Source organism: Streptomyces sp. NPDC049597 (assembly GCF_040675505.1).
Classification (GTDB): Bacteria; Actinomycetota; Actinomycetes; order Streptomycetales; family Streptomycetaceae; genus Streptomyces.
This window is the reverse complement of the sequence record NZ_JBFAOY010000007.1, coordinates 167830-183658: the sequence shown is the minus strand read 5'-3', so window position 1 is coordinate 183658 and position 15829 is coordinate 167830. Positions and strand designations below refer to the sequence as shown.

The window sequence follows — 15829 nt, the reverse complement described above, 5'->3', positions numbered from 1 at the left end:
AACCCCGGCTTCGAGTTGTATGCCGGGGTTCCGTGCTATGTCCGGTTTGTTGGAGAGGTGGCCTGTCTGCCCTGTGGCATGCGCTACAAAACGGGCTGTCCGTTTGGTGATCGACAGACGAACTGCCTAGCGTCGGTCCGGCTGTCCGCCTGGATCACGCCGCACCCGCGGCATCGGACAGTCATCGCCGAGTCCCCTTCAGGCGCGAGCCCGGGGAGCCGGGGACCCAGTCCCCTGGGGTGAATCGGACGCCTTCGCCCGCGCGGAGGGGCCCGTAGGAGACCTTCCTGCTCCGAACCCGTCAGCTAACCCGGTAGGCGAGAAGGAAGGAAAGGACCAGCCTTTTCATGGCGTTCACCCGTGCCACCGGGAAGCACCGTGCCCCGAGCCGTCTGACGCGCAGGAGCCGGAACATCGCCGGCGTCGCGACTCTGGCCACCACCGGCGTCATCGGAAGCCTCGCCTCCCCGGCGTTCGCCGCCGACACCGAGCCCTCGGCCGAGGACACCGGCCTCACCCAGATCGTCTCCATGGGGTCCATCGCCGACGAGATCGCCGACCAGGCCGCCGCCCAGAAGAAGGAGGCCGCCGAGGCGGCCGCCAAGGCCCGGGCGAAGGCGAAGGCCGAGGCCGAGGCGAAGCGGAAGGCCGAGGCACGCGCGAAGGAGGCCCGCGAGGCCAAGGAGCGCGCCGCCCGTGAGGCCGAGCGCCGCCGCCTGAACTCCTTCCGGCTGCCCGTCGCCGGCTCGTACGTGACCACCGGTTACCAGGCCGGCGGGTCCCTGTGGTCCTCCGGCAGCCACTCCGGCGTCGACTTCCGTGCCGCGTCCGGTACGTCGGTCGTGGCCGTGGGCGCGGGCACCGTCGTCGAGGCCGGCTGGGGCGGCGCGTACGGCAACAACATCGTGCTGCGCATGAACGACGGCACGTACACCCAGTACGGCCACCTGTCGTCGATCAACGTCTCGGTCGGCCAGCGGGTGATGCCCGGCCAGCAGATCGGCCTCTCGGGCTCGACCGGCAACTCGACCGGCCCGCACCTCCACTTCGAGGCCCGGACCTCGCCGGAGTACGGCTCCGACATCAACCCGGTCGCGTATCTGCGCGCCCGTGGTGTGAGCGTCTGACCCGACGTCCTCGCGCAGACCCCCGGCGCACGCCGGGGGTCTGCGCGCTTCGGTGACGGCGCCCCCCGGGCACCCGACGGCCTGACCGTCCGCCGTCGGCGCGTCCCGGCTGTCCGCCGGGTACGTGCTCGGCGGCGGATTGCCGACGGCGTCCGGCACCGGTCGTCCGCCCGCGAAGCGGCCCGCCGGTCTGTGGCCGGGCGCGCCCCCGCGGGCTTGGCTGTGTCGGGCGGTCGGCGTCTGGCGCTGCTGGGGCGCTGTGCCGCGCTTCCCGTGGCCGTCGGCCGGGCGGGGTGCGAGTCGTGGTGGGCTTGGCCGCGTCGCTCGGCGTCTCGCGGTGCCGGGGTCGGCCGTCCGCCGGGCCGGAGGCGAGTCCTGGCGGGCTCGGCTGTGTCCGGCGGTCGGCGTCTGGCGCTGTGGGGGCCGCTGTGCTGCGCTTCTCGCGGCCGTCCGCCGGTCTTGAGGGCCGGGGCGCGGGCCCGTGGGCCCTGCCTGCGTCAGACGGCTGTCGTCTTGCTCTGCGGGGGCGGGGCCGACCGGGCCCCCGGTGGCCCGCACCGCGACCCAGCGCCGTCGGGCGCCTGCCGTCGCCCCGGTCCGGTGACGCCCGTCGTGGCGATCGAATTACGCCGTTTCCGGCCAAAAGATATCCATGGATTCCGGTCGGCCATCGGAAAATCCCGTGGACTGGAATAGAGTCACCGGACACGAGTCAATCGGCTGCGTTTCGCGCGGATCGAGGCGGAGGTTCGGACATGCGCATTCCCGCGCACTCTGTATGCACGGCGATCCGCGACGACATCGTCTCCGGTGTATTCGAGCGGGGCAGCCGGCTCACCGAGGAGAACCTCGCCCGCCGCTACGGGGTCTCCCGCGTCCCCGTCCGCGAGGCCCTGCGGACCCTGGAGTCGGAGGGCTTCGTCGTCACCCGACGCCACGCCGGCGCGCACGTCGCCGAGCCCACCGAGCAGGAGGCGGCCGACCTGCTGGAGATCCGCATGCTGCTGGAGCCGCTCGGTGCCGCGCGCGCCGCCCAGCGGCGCACCGAGGCCCATCTCAAGGTGCTGCGCGGCCTGGTGAGGCTCGGTCAGGAAAGAGCGCGCCGCGGGCAGGGCGAGGACCTGCGCTCCCTGGGCGCCTGGTTCCACGAGACGCTCGCGCAGGCCTGCGGCAGCCCGGGGCTGACGGCCCTGCTGACCCAGCTGCGCCACAAGATCGCCTGGATGTACGCCGTCGACCAGCCGGCCCTGCCCGCCGAGTCCTGGGCCGAGCACGGCGCGATCGTGGACGCGGTCGCGCGCGGGGACGTGGAAAGGGCGCGGACGCTGACGGCCCTCCACGTGGAAAGGGCGGTGGCCGCGCACCGGCTGCGGCGCCCGGACCGGGTGAGGACTTCGCAACATTCCGTAAACATTGCGGGCCTCCGCAATTAACAATCGAGCCGTATACAAGAAGGGCTTATTCGAGAGTCTTTTTGAGGCCCTGCATTCGGCTTGCCTGAATTCATTCGCGCCGAGCGGAAGCGGGAACGGAAAAGCCGCGGGTTCCTCAGTCGTGGAACGCCGCGGCTTCGCCGTGCTTCTCGGGCACCCCGCCGGGCGGGCCGGAGCACGGAATCCTTTCGGACGGGGGTCAGACCGTCTCGGGCAGCTCGTCGAGGCCCTCGGCCACGAGCTTGGCCAGGCGGTCCAGCGCGGCGTCGGCGCCGTCCGCGTCGGAAGCCAGGACGATTTCCTCGCCACCCTGGGCGCCGAGGCCCAGCACGGCCAGCATGGAGGCGGCGTTGACGGGGGTGCCGTCGGTCTTGGCGATCGTCACCGGAACGCCGGCGGCCGTCGCGGCACGAACGAAGATGGAAGCGGGGCGGGCGTGAAGGCCCTCGGCCCAGCCGACATTGACGCGACGCTCAGCCATGGTGTTGCCCTTCAAGTCTCAACGGGTTGTCTAGACCAGTCTCTCATGCGCTCCGGCGTGCTCCCGTCGGCGTCCGGATGGTGGTCACGGGCCCCGCGGAGCCCTCTCAGCGTGCCCGTCCACAACCACCCACGCGACCCGTGACTGGGCCGTACGCTTGGCCCATGCAGACCTCGTCGGAGCACGCTTACCCGGATCACTGGGAAGCAGACGTGGTGCTGCGCGACGGCGGCACCGCGCGCATCAGGCCCATCACCACCGAGGACGCCGACCGGCTCGTCAGCTTCTACGAGCAGGTCTCCGACGAGTCGAAGTACTACCGCTTCTTCGCGCCCTACCCCCGCCTGTCCGACAAGGACGTCCATCGTTTCACCCACCACGACTACGTGGACCGGGTGGGGCTCGCGATGACGGTCGGGGGCGAGTTCGTCGCGACCGTGCGCTACGACCGGATCGACGCGCAGGGCCGTCCCGCCGGTGCTCCGGCCGACGCGGCCGAGGTCGCGTTCCTCGTCCAGGACGCACACCAGGGGCGCGGCATCGCCTCCGCCCTGCTGGAGCACATCGCCGCCGTGGCGCGGGAGCGCGGCATCCGGCGGTTCGCGGCCGAGGTCCTGCCCGCCAACAACAAGATGATCAAGGTGTTCCGGGACGCCGGGTACACCCAGAGGCGCAGCTTCGAGGACGGCTCCGTCCACCTCACCCTCGACCTCGAGCCGACCGAGGAGTCCCTCGCCGTGCAGCGCGGCCGCGAGCAGCGGGCCGAGGCGCGTTCCGTGCAGCGCCTTCTCGCGCCGGGCTCGATCGCGGTGATCGGTGTGGGCCGCCGGCCCGGCGGCGTCGGCCGCACCACCCTGCGCAACCTCCTGGGCGCCGGCTTCACCGGGCGGGTGTACGCGGTGAACCGCGCCTTCCCCGAGGGGCGCACCGAGGTGGAGGGCGTTCCGGCCGTCCGCTCGGTCGCCGAGGTCGGGGAGCCGGTCGACCTCGCGATCGTCGCCGTCCCCGCCGAGCGGGTACCCGAGGTGGTCGCCGACTGCGGCGAGCACGGCGTCCAGGGCCTGGTGGTCCTGAGCGCCGGATACGCCGAGAGCGGCGCGGCGGGCCGGCAGCGCCAGCGCGAACTGGTGCGCCAGGCGCGCTCGTACGGCATGCGGATCATCGGGCCGAACGCCTTCGGCGTCATCAACACCGCGGACACCGTCCGGCTCAACGCCTCCCTCGCTCCCGAGTCCCCCGCGCCCGGGCGCATCGGTCTGTTCACCCAGTCCGGGGCGATCGGCATCGCGCTGCTCGCGGGCCTGCACCGGCGGGGAGCGGGGCTGTCGTCGTTCATCTCGGCCGGCAACAGGGCGGACGTCTCGGGCAACGACTTCCTCCAGTACTGGTACGAGGACCCGGGCACGCACGTCGCCCTGCTCTACCTCGAGTCCATCGGCAACCCGCGCAAGTTCACCCGGCTCGCTCGGCGCACGGCGGCGGTCAAGCCCGTCGTCGTCGTCAAGGGCGCGCGGCACAGCGGCAGCGCGCCGCCCGGACACGCGGTGCCGGTGACGCGGATGCCGGACGCGACGGTCGGCGCTCTGATGCGCCAGGCGGGCGTGATCCGCGTGGACACCGTGACCGAACTGATCGACGCGGGGCTGCTGCTCGCGGGCCAGCCGCTGCCGGCCGGGCCGAGAGTCGCGATCCTCGGCAACTCCGAGTCTCTCGGGCTCCTCGCGTACGACGCCTGCCTCACCGAGGGGCTGCGACCGCTGCCGCCGCTCGACCTGACGACCGAGGCCACGCCGGCGGACTTCCGGGCGGCTCTGGCCCAGGCGCTGGAGGACGACGCATGCGATGCCGTCGTCGTCACGGCGATCCCGTGGGTCGGTGAGAACGGTGTCACGGAGTCGGGCGACGGCGAGGTGCTGGCCGCCGCGCTGCGCGACGCGGCGGCCGCGAGCCCGGCCAAGCCCGTGGCGGTGGTCCACGTAGAGATGGGCGCGCTGGCGGACGCGCTCTCGGCGGCGTCGAGCACGGCCCGCCGCACCCGCGCGGACGCGCCGCCGTCCGCCGCCGCCGAGCCGGGCCCCGGTGGCCCGGCCACGCCTTCGTCCACCCCCGCCGAGCCGGGCCCTGGCCCGGCCGCGCCTTCGTCCGCCGCCGGTGGCCCGGCCGTTCCGGCGGACCGCGAGGTCGAGGCCGCGTCGGTCCCGAAGGACCGGCAGCCCGATCCGGGGGCCGCGTCGGTCCCGAAGGACCGGCAGCCCGATCCGGGGGCCGCGTCGGCTACCGCTGCCGCCTCGCAGCCCGGAGACCGGCAGTCCCGGAGGGCGGAGAGCGCCTCGGGTGACAAGGGCGCCTCGCAGCCGGGGGAGGCCGGCGCGACCGGCGCCGATGGTGGCCCCGTACCGGCATCGGAGCACCGGCGAGCGGGAGCTTCCGCCCCGGTGGACGCGGACGGCGGCGCGTCCTTGGCCGAAGGCGGACGTGCGTCCGAGAAGGCGTCCCGCTCCGGCGGCTCCAGGTCGTGGTTCGGGCTGCGGGGCCGTGCGCAGGGCAGGCCGTCCGCCCCCGCCGGGTCCTCTCCCGGCGCGGACGGGCCCACGACCCCGGGCGCACGGGGAACGCGATCGGCGGACGCTCCATACCGGCCGGGCAGCCGCCCGGCCGCCTCCACCCCCAGTGGCACTCCCTCCCACGAGCCCGGTCCGGGCGGCCGCCCGGACCAGGCCGCGGCGGACGGCACCGCCCCCGGTACGCGCGGGCCGGCGGCCGGCCCGGCGGGCACCTCCGCCCCGGCCGCGCCCGGCACCGTCGGCTCCGTCCCGGGCGACGACACGTGGCGCATCCCCGCCTATCCCGCCGCGGAGCGAGCTGTCCGGGCGCTGGCCGAGGCCGTCAGGTACGCGCAGTGGCGGCGGCAGGCCGCCGAGCCCGGCCGGGTGCCCGAGTACGACGACATCGACGAGACGGGTGCCGCCGCCCAGATCGAGCGGCTGCTCGGGGACGACAGCGACACCCGCGGCTTCACCCTCGGCCAGGCCGACACCCATGAGCTGCTCGCCCGCTACGGCATCCGCGTCCGGCCCGCCCTGCCCGCCTCGGACACGGATTCCGCCGTCGAGGCCGCCCGGCGCCTCGGCTATCCCGTCGCCCTCAAGACGACCGCGCCCCACCTGCGCCATCGCGCCGACCTCGGCGGCGTACGCCTCGATCTCGCGGACGAGACGCAACTGCGCCAGGCCTACGAGGAGTTGACGGGCTCCCTCGGCAAACCCGCCGAGCTCCAGCCCGTCGTCCAGGCGATGGTCCCGCGCGGGGTCGACACCGTCGTGCGCGCCGCCATCGACCCCGCAGCCGGCGCCGTGCTGTCCTTCGGACTCGCGGGCCCGCCCTCCGAGCTGCTCGGCGACACCGCGCACCGCCTGGTCCCGGCCACCGACCGCGACGCCGCCGAGCTGGTCCGCAGCATCCGCACCGCCCCGCTCCTGTTCGGCTGGCGCGGCGCCGCGCCCGTCGACACCGCGGCGCTGGAGGAGCTGCTGCTGCGGGTCTCCCGGCTGGTCGACGACCACCCCGAGGTGGTCTCGATCGGACTCGAACCGGTCGTCGTCGCACCGCAGGGCCTCTCCGTGCTCGACGCCTCCGTGCGCCTCGCGCCGCCGCCCCCGCGCACCGACCTGGGCCCCCGCCGGCTCCCCAGCTACTGAGCGCTCGGGGGCCCCGGGGCCCCGTAGGATGGACGGCATGGCGAAGACCGGTACGACGACCCAGGGGCTGCGCGCGGCGATCGAGCGCAGCGGCTACTACCCGGCCCTCGTGGCCGAGGCGGTGGAGGCCGCCGTCGGTGGCGAGCCGATCTCGTCCTACGTCGTGCACCAGGAGACCACGTTCGACGCCAACGAGGTCCGCCGCCATGTCACGGTCCTCGTTCTGACGGCGAACAGGTTCATCGTCAGCCACACCGACGAGCAGGCCGCCGACGACAGCTCCCCGACGCCGTACGCCACCACGTCCACCGAATCGGTCAAGCTGGACCGCATCTCGTCCGTCGTGGTCAGCCGGGTCGTCGCCAACCCCGAGTCGTACACCCCCGGCACCCTGCCCCGTGAGGTCGTGCTCACCATCGGCTGGGGCGCCGTCTCCCGCATCGACCTGGAGCCCGCCGCCTGCGGCGACCCGAACTGCGACGCCGACCACGGCTACACCGGCAACTCCACCGCCGACGACCTCAGCCTGCGGGTGAGCGAGGCGGGGGACGGTCCCGACACCGTGCGCCAGACGCTCGCCTTCGCCCAGGCGCTCTCCGAAGCCACGGCGGCCACCCGCTGATGGTCCAGCCCGCGCAGAGTGCCGTCTGGCCGGACGAACCGACTCCGCTCGCCCTCGACACCGCGCCCGCTCCCGAGTACGGCAGCGGCTCGCTCGCGGATCTGCTGCCCACCCTGGCCGCGGGCCAGGGCGTCCCCGGGCTCGCCCGGGCCATCCCGGAGCTGACCCCCGCCGACCGCAACTGCGTGTTCCTCATCGACGGTCTCGGCTGGGAGCAGATCCTGGCGCACCCCGACGAAGCCCCGTACCTGACCTCCCTGCTGGGCACCTCGCGCGGGGGCACGGGGTGTCCGATCACCGCCTCGTTCCCCGCGACGACCGCGACGTCGCTCGCCTCCGTCGGCACCGGCCTGCCGCCCGGCGTGCACGGTCTGCCCGGCTACACGGCGCGCAATCCGGAGACCGGCGAGCTGATGAACCAGCTGCGCTGGAAGCCCTGGACCCCGCCGCGCATCTGGCAGCCCTACCCGACCGTCTTCCAGCTCGCCGACGAGGCGGGCGTGCACACGGCCCAGGTGTCCTCGCCGACGTTCGAGCAGACGCCCCTCACCAAGATCGCGCTCAGCGGCGGCACCTTCCACGGGCGACTCTCCGGCGAGGAGCGCATGGACCTGGCGGCCGAGCAACTCGCCGCCGGCGACCGGTCGCTCGTCTACACCTACTACAGCGAGGTCGACGGCAAGGGGCACCGCTTCGGCGTCGACTCCGACGCCTGGCGCGGCCAGTTGATGTACGTGGACCGGCTGGTGCAGCGCCTCGCCGAGCAACTGCCGCCGCGTGCCGCCCTGTACGTGACCGCCGACCACGGCATGATCGACATCCCCTTCGGCGAGCAGTCCCGTATCGACTTCGACGAGGACTGGGAACTGCGCGCCGGTGTCGCCCTGCTGGGCGGCGAGGGCCGGGCCCGCCATGTCTACGCCGTGCCGGGCGCCGAGTCCGACGTGCTCGCGGTCTGGCGTGAGGTGCTCGGCGAGCAGTTCTGGGTGGCCGGGCGCGACGAGGCGATCGCCGCGGGCTGGTTCGGCGAACGCGTCGACGAGCGGGTGTACGGACGGATCGGCGACGTCGTGGCCGCGGCCCACGACGACGTGGTGATCATCGCGTCGGTCAACGAGCCGAACGAGTCGGCCATGGTCGGCATGCACGGGTCCATGACCCCCGCCGAGCAGCTCGTCCCCCTCCTCGAAGTACGCTCCTGATCCCGTACGCCGACCGCTCCCACGACCCGAAAGGTCCTCGACCTCCCATGCCCGAGCTGGTGTTCTTCTCCGGAACGATGGACTGCGGAAAGAGCACCCTCGCTCTTCAGATCGAGCACAACCGGTCGGCGCGCGGCCTGCAGGGCATGATCTTCACGCGGGACGACCGTGCGGGCGAGGGCAAGCTGTCCTCGCGCCTCGGGCTGGTCACGGACGCCGTCGAGGCGGCCGTGGGCTTCGACTTCTACGCGTACCTCGTCGACCGCCTCTCCAAGGGCGGCCGCTGCGACTACGTGATCGCCGACGAGGCGCAGTTCCTCGCGCCCGAGCAGGTCGACCAACTGGCGCGCATCGTCGACGACCTGGAGCTGGACGTCTTCGCCTTCGGCATCACCACCGACTTCCGCTCCAAGCTCTTCCCCGGCTCGCAGCGGCTCGTCGAACTGGCCGACCGCGTCGAGGTGTTGCAGGTCGAGGCCCTGTGCTGGTGCGGTGCCCGCGCCACGCACAACGCCCGCACCGTCGGCGGCGAGATGGTCGTGGAGGGCGCGCAGGTGGTGGTCGGGGACGTCAACCAGTCGCCGGACGAGATCGGTTACGAGGTGCTCTGCCGACGCCACCACCGGCGCCGGATGACGGCGGCCACCGCCCGCGCGGCCGCCCTGTCCCCGGACGTGCTGCCCGTCGGGAGCGCGTGACCACGAGCCGCCGTCCGGCCGCCGCCCAGTCCGCCTGGATCCCGTTCCGTCCGGGTCCGCCTCGGCACCGGTTCCGCCCGGGTCCCTCCCGATTCCCTTCCCTCCGGGTGCGCCTCGTCCCGCCCCGTCCGAGTCCGTCTCGGTCCGCCTCAGGTCCGTTCCGTCCGGACGACGGTGAACACCGCGCCCTCGGGGTCCGCGACGGTCGCCTCGCGTCCGGCGGTCCCCGGGCCCGGCGGCCGGATCACCTGCCCGCCCAGCTCGACGACCTGCCGCGCCGCGGTGTCGGGGTCCTCGACCTCGAAGTAAGTCATCCAGTGCGGGCCGCGGTCGCGCGGCAACGCCTTGCCGACGCCGTGCACCGACGCCACCGGCCGGCCGCCGACGAGCAGCGTCATACGGTCCTCGTCCGCGGGGTCGCCCACGCCGGACGGGAGGCTCGTCTGCGCCTCGTGGCCGAAGACCACCTGGTAGAACTTGCCCACCGAGGTGTCCCGCGCGACCAGCTCGTTCCACACCGGGGTGCCGTGCGCGCCCTGGACGGCGGTGCCGGTGTGCGCCGCCGCCTGCCAGACGCCGAAGACCGCGCCCACCGGGTCGGAGGCGATGGCGAGCCGTCCCTCGTCCCCGGCGACCAGCGGGCCCACGCCCACGGTGCCGCAGGCGCTCCTGATCGCCTCGGCCGTCGCGTCCGCGTCGTCCGTCGCCAGGTACGGCGTCCAGGCCACTGGCAGGTGACGGTCGGCGGGCAGGCGGCCGATTCCCGCCACCACCTTGCCGTCGAGCAGCCCTCGGACGTACGGGCCCAACTGCTGGGGGCCGGGCGTGAACTCCCATCCGAACAGCGACGCGTAGAACTCCTGCGTCGCGTCAACGTCGTGCACCATCAGGCTCACCCAGCAGGGTGTGCCGGGCGCGCGCCGAGTCGCCTCGGTCATCGTCACTCTCTCCTCGGACCATCGTGGTGGCCGTGCGGGGACGGGCGCGCCGTTGTGCGGGAAGGCCGTGCGCCCGAGCAGATGCTTTCACCACCGGGCGCCCCCTGTGTCCCGGCCGCGCCGGATGTGGCGGGTTCCCGCCGGAGCATGCCCGTTCTGCCACCCGGTCATCCACCTCGGCAGGTGTTGACCGTCCGGCGATCCGGTGCGCGAGGATGGCCGTATGACACCCATCATCTCCGCGGCCGATCTCGCTGCCGAACTCGCCGGCCCGACGCCGCCGGTGCTGCTCGACGTCCGGTACCAGCTCGGCGGCCCGCACGGCCGGCCCGCGTACGAGGCCGGGCACATCCCCGGCGCCGTCTTCGTCGACCTCGACGCGGAACTGGCGGGGCCGCCCGGAGCGGGCGGGCGCCACCCGCTGCCCGACGTCGACGCCTTCGGCGCGGCGATGCGCCGCGCGGGCGTCGGCGCCGGCACGCCGGTCGTGACGTACGACGACGACAAGGGCTGGGGCGCGGCCCGCGCCTGGTGGCTGCTGCGCTGGGCGGGGCATGCCGACGTACGGGTCCTCGACGGCGGACTCGCCGCCTGGACGGGGCCGCTGGAGACGAAGGTCCCCGAGCCCGCGGAGGGCGACTTCTTCCCCGCGCCGGGCGCGCTGCCGCTTCTGGACGCCGACGGTGCCGCGGAGATCGCCCGCGAGGGGCTGCTGCTGGACGCGAGGGCGGGGGAGCGGTACCGGGGCGAGGTGGAGCCCATCGACGCCGTGGCGGGCCACATCCCCGGCGCGGTCTCGGCTCCGACCATGCAGAACGTGGACGAGGCGGGTCGCTTCCTGCCGCGCGAGCAGCTGGTCGCGCGCTTCGTCGGCCTCGGTGCGGGCGAGGACACGAAGACCGTCGGCGTCTACTGCGGCTCGGGCGTCTCCGCGGCGCAGCAGGCGGTCGCGCTGGAACTGGCGGGCTTCGTCCCGGCGTTGTACGCGGGCTCCTGGTCGCAGTGGTCCCGCGACCCGTCCCGACCGGTCGCCACGGGCCCGAACCCGTCCTGACGCCCGGCGCGGTACGGCGGCGTGAGCCCCGCGCCGCCCTGAACGAGTGCCGTCAGCGCGCGAGCGCTCGGTGGTCATGGGCGGCGGGGACCGGGCCGAGCCGGTGTTCGCCACGAGAGCGGGCCCGCCGTGAGGACTGTCGGCAGGTGCGGCCGCGCAGGCCGTCCGCGCGCGCCGAAGGGCCGGCACCGGTTCGGTGCCGGCCCTTCGGCGAAACGCTGTCGCTACTCCTGCTTCTTGCGGCGCGTGCCGAAGACGATCTCGTCCCAGCTCGGCACCGCCGCCCGGCGGCCGGGGCGGACGCCGTCCGCCTCGGCCTGACGGTCCGTCGTGCCGGTCAGCCGGTCGCGGTGGCCCGCCACCGAGCGCGGCATGAGCACGTCCGCGTACGCGGATCCCGCGCCGGCCGACGCCGCGGGGGCCACCGACTCCTCCTCGGCCTCCGGCTCCTGCACCGGGTCGAGCGCGGCGGGCTCCGCCTGCGCCGGGCGCTCCGGGACGACCATGTCGCCGCGGAAGTTCGGCACGGCCTCCAACAGGCTGGTCAGCGAGTCCCGTTCGCCGCTTTCCTCCGGGTCGGCGACGGGGCCCACGGCAGGGCGGTCGATCTGGCGGTCCAGGGAACGGTCCAGTGGCCGGTCCCTCGGCAGGCGTGCGATGCGCGGGACGAACGGGAAGCTCGGCTCCTGCGCGATCGTGTCGTCCGTCTCGCCGATCAGCGCGCGCGCCTCGTCGTCGACGGCCTGCACGAGCCGCCGTGGCGGGTCGTAGGTCCAGCTCGCCGAGTGGGGCTCGCCCGCCACGCGGTAGACCAGCAGGACCTCCCAGGTGCCGTCGTCACGGCGCCACGAGTCCCACTGCACGGTGTCCTTCTCGGCGCCGCGCAGCAGCAGCCGCTCCTGCACCGCTTCACCGAGCTGCGGGCCGGTGTTCTCGCCGGGGCGGCGTACGGGCGTCTTCCGGGCCCGTTCCGCCATGAACGCGCGCTCGGCCAGCACCGGGCCCTCGAAGCGGCGCACCCGGTCGACGGGGATGCCGGCGAGCTGCGCGACCTCCTCGGCCGAGGCACCCGCGCGTATGCGCGCCTGGATGTCGCGGGGGCGGAGATGGCTCTCCACCTCGATCTCGATCTGACCGAGACGGGCGCGGTCGTTGCGTACGGCGGCGCGCAGCCGCTCGTCAATCGGAAGCGTGTATTCCGTGCTGTCCGCAGCCTTGAGCACCAGTCGTGTGCCGTCGTTGGAGACGGCCACGACACGCAGTTCGGGCATGGGGACCTCCCGGGTGGTGCCTGCCGACGTCACCTGCGTCGCTGCTTCCGCTAGTCGAGTGTGGCCTGCCCGGGTGCAGCCTGCCACAACCTTGCCGAGTTGCCCGGCGTGTCGGGCACAGGCCCTTGATCGCCGTTATGGCACGGTTATCTATTTGCCACTCAGAGTGATCGAAGCTCACTCTGAGCAATAGATTCCCGTCCGGTGCCGCGGCGCCGCCGGATCGAGCGCCGCTTTCGGCCCCCTACCTGGGGTCCGAACACCGGGAGGGTGCTTGGGCCCAGGGCTCGCCACAGTACTCCATTCGGGCCATCGGGGTGGACTGCCGCGCCGCCGAACTTCTCGCCGGCCGTGGGAGTTGGGTTGCCGAACCGGGGGTGACCAGGTGTTGTGCTGCACAGAAACGGCAGAAGCGGAACTTTCCGCTACACCCATCTGTCACTCCATGGTGCACCACCTGACAGACAGGTGGACAGAGGCGGGTGGCAGAAGCTAAGGGACCGTCACCGTGCCCGAGCCGTCGGTGCGATGGCCACTTGCGGCGGTCCGCCGGCCCGGCGCGTCTTCGGCCCAATCGGCGAGCGGCTGCGCGAAGCCGTCGTCCGGGCGAGCCGAAGGGCCGCCGCGGCCCCGGCCGCTCCTCCGGTCAGTCGCCCAGGACCCGTCGCAGATAAGGGTTCTGGAACATCCGGTCCGGATCCAGCCGGTCCCTGAGCGCCGTGAACTCACCGAACCCGGGGTACACGTCGGCGAGGTACGCGGCGTCCCGGGTGTGGATCTTCCCCCAGTGCGGCCGTCCGGCGTGCGCGGTCATGATGTGCTCGACCGCGGTGAAGTAGGAGCGGTACGGCGTCCCGCGGTACATGTGGACGGCGACGTACGCGGTCTCCCGGCCCGACGCCGTCGAGAGCGTGATGTCGTCCGCCGGCGCGGTGCGAACCTCCACGGGGAAGCTGATGCGCAGCGGTGAGCGCTCCACCATGGCCCTCAACTCGCGCAGCACGTCGAGAACCGCCTCGCGCGGCACCGCGTACTCCATCTCCACGAACCGCACCCGGCGCGGAGATGTGAAGACCTTGTAGGGAATGTCCGTGTACGTGCGGGCGGAGAGGGCTCGGCTGGAGATCCGTGCGATGGCGGGGACCGCCGCCGGGAACACGCGGCCGACCGAACAGGCGACCTGGAACACCCCGTTGGACAGCAGTTCGTCGTCGATCCAGCCGCGCACGGCGCCGGCCGGGGCGGCGGGTCCGGCGCTGCGGTTGTTGCGCTTGGTGTTGCAGTTGCCGGTGTGCGGGAACCAGTAGAACTCGAAGTGCTCGTTCTCCGCGTGGAGCGCGTCGAAGTCCGCGAGCACCCGGTCGAGGGGCATCGGTTCCTCGCGAGCGGTCAGCAGGAAGACCGGCTCCACGGCGAACGTGATCGCGGTGACCACACCGAGGGCGCCGAGCCCGATGCGGGCCGCCGCGAAGACGTGCGGGTTCTCCTTCTCGGAGCACGTGAGCAGCGAGCCGTCCGCCGTCACCAGCTCCAGACCCTTGATCTGCGCGGCGATCGAGGCCGAATCACGGCCCGTGCCGTGGGTGCCGGTCGAGGTGGCGCCGGCGACGGTCTGCTCCATGATGTCGCCCATGTTGGTGAGCGACAGGCCCTCCCGTGCCAGGGCCGCGTTCAGCCGCTTGAGCGGGGTGCCCGACTCGACCGTCACGGTCATCTCCGAACGGTCGATCCGCCGGATCCCGGTCAGCAGGTCGGGACGGATCAGCAGCCCGTCGGTGGCGGCGATCGCGGTGAACGAGTGGCCGCTGCCCACGGTCTTGACCCGCAGCCCGTCCTCCGCAGCGCGGCGCACCTCGGCGGCGAGCTCGTCGGCGGAGGCCGGACGGGCCTCGCGCTGCGGCGTCGAGGCGACGGTCCCCGCCCAGTTACGCCACGTGCTCTTCACGCTCTTCGGAGTGTTGCGAGTCCCGCTCACGCTGTCCCTCCCGCGTCGGCACCGGCCTGCGCAGCCGGCGGTACCCCAGGAACGCCACCACGGCCGCGAGCACTCCCGCGATGCCGGGCACCCCATACCCCGCGGCGGCTCCGTACGCGTCGACCACCCAGCCGGCGGCCGACGAACCGAGTGCCACACCGACCGCGAGCCCCGTACTGGTCCAGGACATGCCCTCGGTCAGCTTGCTGCGCGGTACGTGGGCTTCGACGAGGGCCATGGTCGTCACCATCGTCGGTGCGATGGCAAGGCCCGCGACAAAGAGCGCCACGGCCAGGAACGGCAGGTTCCCGGCCAGTTGGAGGGGGATCATACTCACGGCCATCGCACACACGCCCAGCACCCACCTGCGTGACGGCTCGCCCTTGAGGTGCAGCAGCCCGAACACGGCGCCGGCCAGGCAGGAGCCCAGCGCGTAGACGGCCAGCACCAGGCTCGCGGCCGCCTTGTGGCCCTCCTCCTCGGCGAACGCCACGGTCACCACGTCCACCGCGCCGAAGATCGCCCCCGTGGCGACGAACGCGGCCACCAGCACCTGCAGCCCGGGTGAGCGCAGGGCGCTGCCGCCCGTGTGCTGCTCGACGGGATGCGGCTTCGGCTCGGTGGCGCGCTGGGCGGTGAGCCACCAGACGCCGACGAGCAGGAACAGCGCGGCGAGCAGCGGACCGGCCTCCGGGAACCACACCGTCGACAGACCGATCGAGACGATCGGCCCGAAGATGAAGCACACCTCGTCGACGATCGACTCGAAGGAGTACGCGGTGTGCAGTTCGCGCGCCGAGCCCTGGTAGATCTCGGCCCAGCGCGCCCGCGTCATGGCGCCGACGCTCGGCACGCAGCCCGCCGCGGCCGAGAACACGAACAGCGTCCAGTCCGGCATGCCCTGCTGTGCGCAGACCAGCAGACCCGCGACGGCCGCGACGGCCGCCAGCGTGGCCGGGCGCAGCACCCGCCGCTGGCCGTGCCGGTCGACGAGGCGCGAGATCTGCGGCCCCAGCACGGCGGCGGACATCGCGAGCGTCGCCGAGAGGGCACCGGCCAGTCCGTAGCGGCCGGTGATCTGCGAGATCATCGTGACGATGCCGATGCCCATCATGGACAGCGGCATCCGGCCGAGGAGGCCGGCCGTGGAGAACCCCAGGGTGCCGGGGGCGGCGAAGATCGCGCGGTAGGGACTGGGCAAGGAGCACTCCGGTAAGGCGTATGGGCAGCCTTCACAGATTACGGCCGAACGGGTGTCCGCGCACCGCGGTTTTGTCCCCGCCCGGTGCCGGGGGCCTCCCCGCCGGAGCCGGTCCGAGGGTGGCAGGAT

Annotated in this window: 12 protein-coding genes and 1 riboswitch; of the genes, 7 read left to right on the top strand and 5 right to left on the bottom strand. The window is 73.4% G+C overall.

Annotated features, from left to right (window positions below):
* Window positions 1-175: 175 nt before the first annotated feature.
* Window positions 176-334: riboswitch (cyclic di-AMP (ydaO/yuaA leader) on the top strand.
* 13 nt (window positions 335-347) lie between these two features.
* A complete protein-coding gene (locus AB0K02_RS11420) occupies window positions 348-1127 on the top strand; it encodes a M23 family metallopeptidase (protein ID WP_365992140.1) in 780 nt (259 codons plus the stop codon).
* Between the two features lie 755 nt (window positions 1128-1882).
* Window positions 1883-2560, top strand: coding sequence for a GntR family transcriptional regulator (locus tag AB0K02_RS11415; protein ID WP_365992139.1), 678 nt, complete (start codon window positions 1883-1885; stop codon window positions 2558-2560).
* 199 nt (window positions 2561-2759) lie between these two features.
* Here the strand turns inward: AB0K02_RS11415 and AB0K02_RS11410 are convergent, their stop codons facing one another.
* Window positions 2760-3041, bottom strand: a complete 282-nt coding sequence (locus AB0K02_RS11410) for an HPr family phosphocarrier protein (protein WP_365992138.1) — start codon at window positions 3039-3041, stop codon at window positions 2760-2762.
* 164 nt (window positions 3042-3205) lie between these two features.
* Here AB0K02_RS11410 and AB0K02_RS11405 point away from each other — a divergent pair, with 164 nt between their 5' ends.
* From AB0K02_RS11405 to AB0K02_RS11390, 4 genes are read left to right on the top strand one after another with little or no spacing between them, the layout of a single operon-like run.
* On the top strand, window positions 3206-6739 hold the full coding sequence (locus tag AB0K02_RS11405; protein ID WP_365992137.1) for a GNAT family N-acetyltransferase: 3534 nt from the start codon (window positions 3206-3208) through the stop codon (window positions 6737-6739).
* A gap of 37 nt (window positions 6740-6776) precedes the next feature.
* Window positions 6777-7361, top strand: coding sequence for a DUF5998 family protein (locus AB0K02_RS11400; RefSeq protein ID WP_177151636.1), 585 nt, complete (start codon window positions 6777-6779; stop codon window positions 7359-7361).
* Window positions 7361-8563 (top strand): nucleotide pyrophosphatase/phosphodiesterase family protein, encoded by a 1203-nt coding sequence (locus AB0K02_RS11395; RefSeq protein WP_365992136.1) that lies wholly within the window; start codon window positions 7361-7363, stop codon window positions 8561-8563. The genes AB0K02_RS11400 and AB0K02_RS11395 overlap by 1 nt, the downstream gene beginning before the upstream one ends.
* 47 nt (window positions 8564-8610) lie before the next feature.
* Window positions 8611-9261, top strand: coding sequence for a thymidine kinase (locus tag AB0K02_RS11390; RefSeq protein WP_177151634.1), 651 nt, complete (start codon window positions 8611-8613; stop codon window positions 9259-9261).
* A 149-nt stretch (window positions 9262-9410) separates the two neighbouring features.
* On the opposite strand, the gene AB0K02_RS11385 is transcribed toward AB0K02_RS11390, so the two are convergent.
* Window positions 9411-10199 (bottom strand): VOC family protein, encoded by a 789-nt coding sequence (locus AB0K02_RS11385; RefSeq protein WP_365992135.1) that lies wholly within the window; start codon window positions 10197-10199, stop codon window positions 9411-9413.
* A 223-nt stretch (window positions 10200-10422) separates the two neighbouring features.
* Between AB0K02_RS11385 and AB0K02_RS11380 the strand changes: the two genes are divergently transcribed.
* A complete protein-coding gene (locus AB0K02_RS11380; protein WP_365992134.1) occupies window positions 10423-11253 on the top strand; it encodes a sulfurtransferase in 831 nt (276 codons plus the stop codon).
* A 224-nt stretch (window positions 11254-11477) separates the two neighbouring features.
* On the opposite strand, the gene sepH is transcribed toward AB0K02_RS11380, so the two are convergent.
* From sepH to AB0K02_RS11365, 3 genes are all read right to left on the bottom strand, one after another.
* Complete coding sequence (gene sepH / locus AB0K02_RS11375) at window positions 11478-12524, bottom strand: septation protein SepH (RefSeq protein ID WP_365992133.1); 1047 nt, start codon at window positions 12522-12524, stop codon at window positions 11478-11480.
* 646 nt (window positions 12525-13170) lie between these two features.
* Window positions 13171-14469, bottom strand: a complete 1299-nt coding sequence (locus AB0K02_RS11370; protein ID WP_365992132.1) for a D-arabinono-1,4-lactone oxidase — start codon at window positions 14467-14469, stop codon at window positions 13171-13173.
* Window positions 14450-15700: an MFS transporter gene (locus tag AB0K02_RS11365; protein WP_365992131.1), complete on the bottom strand. Its 1251-nt coding sequence runs from the start codon at window positions 15698-15700 to the stop codon at window positions 14450-14452. The genes AB0K02_RS11370 and AB0K02_RS11365 overlap by 20 nt, the downstream gene beginning before the upstream one ends.
* Window positions 15701-15829 lie beyond the last annotated feature (129 nt).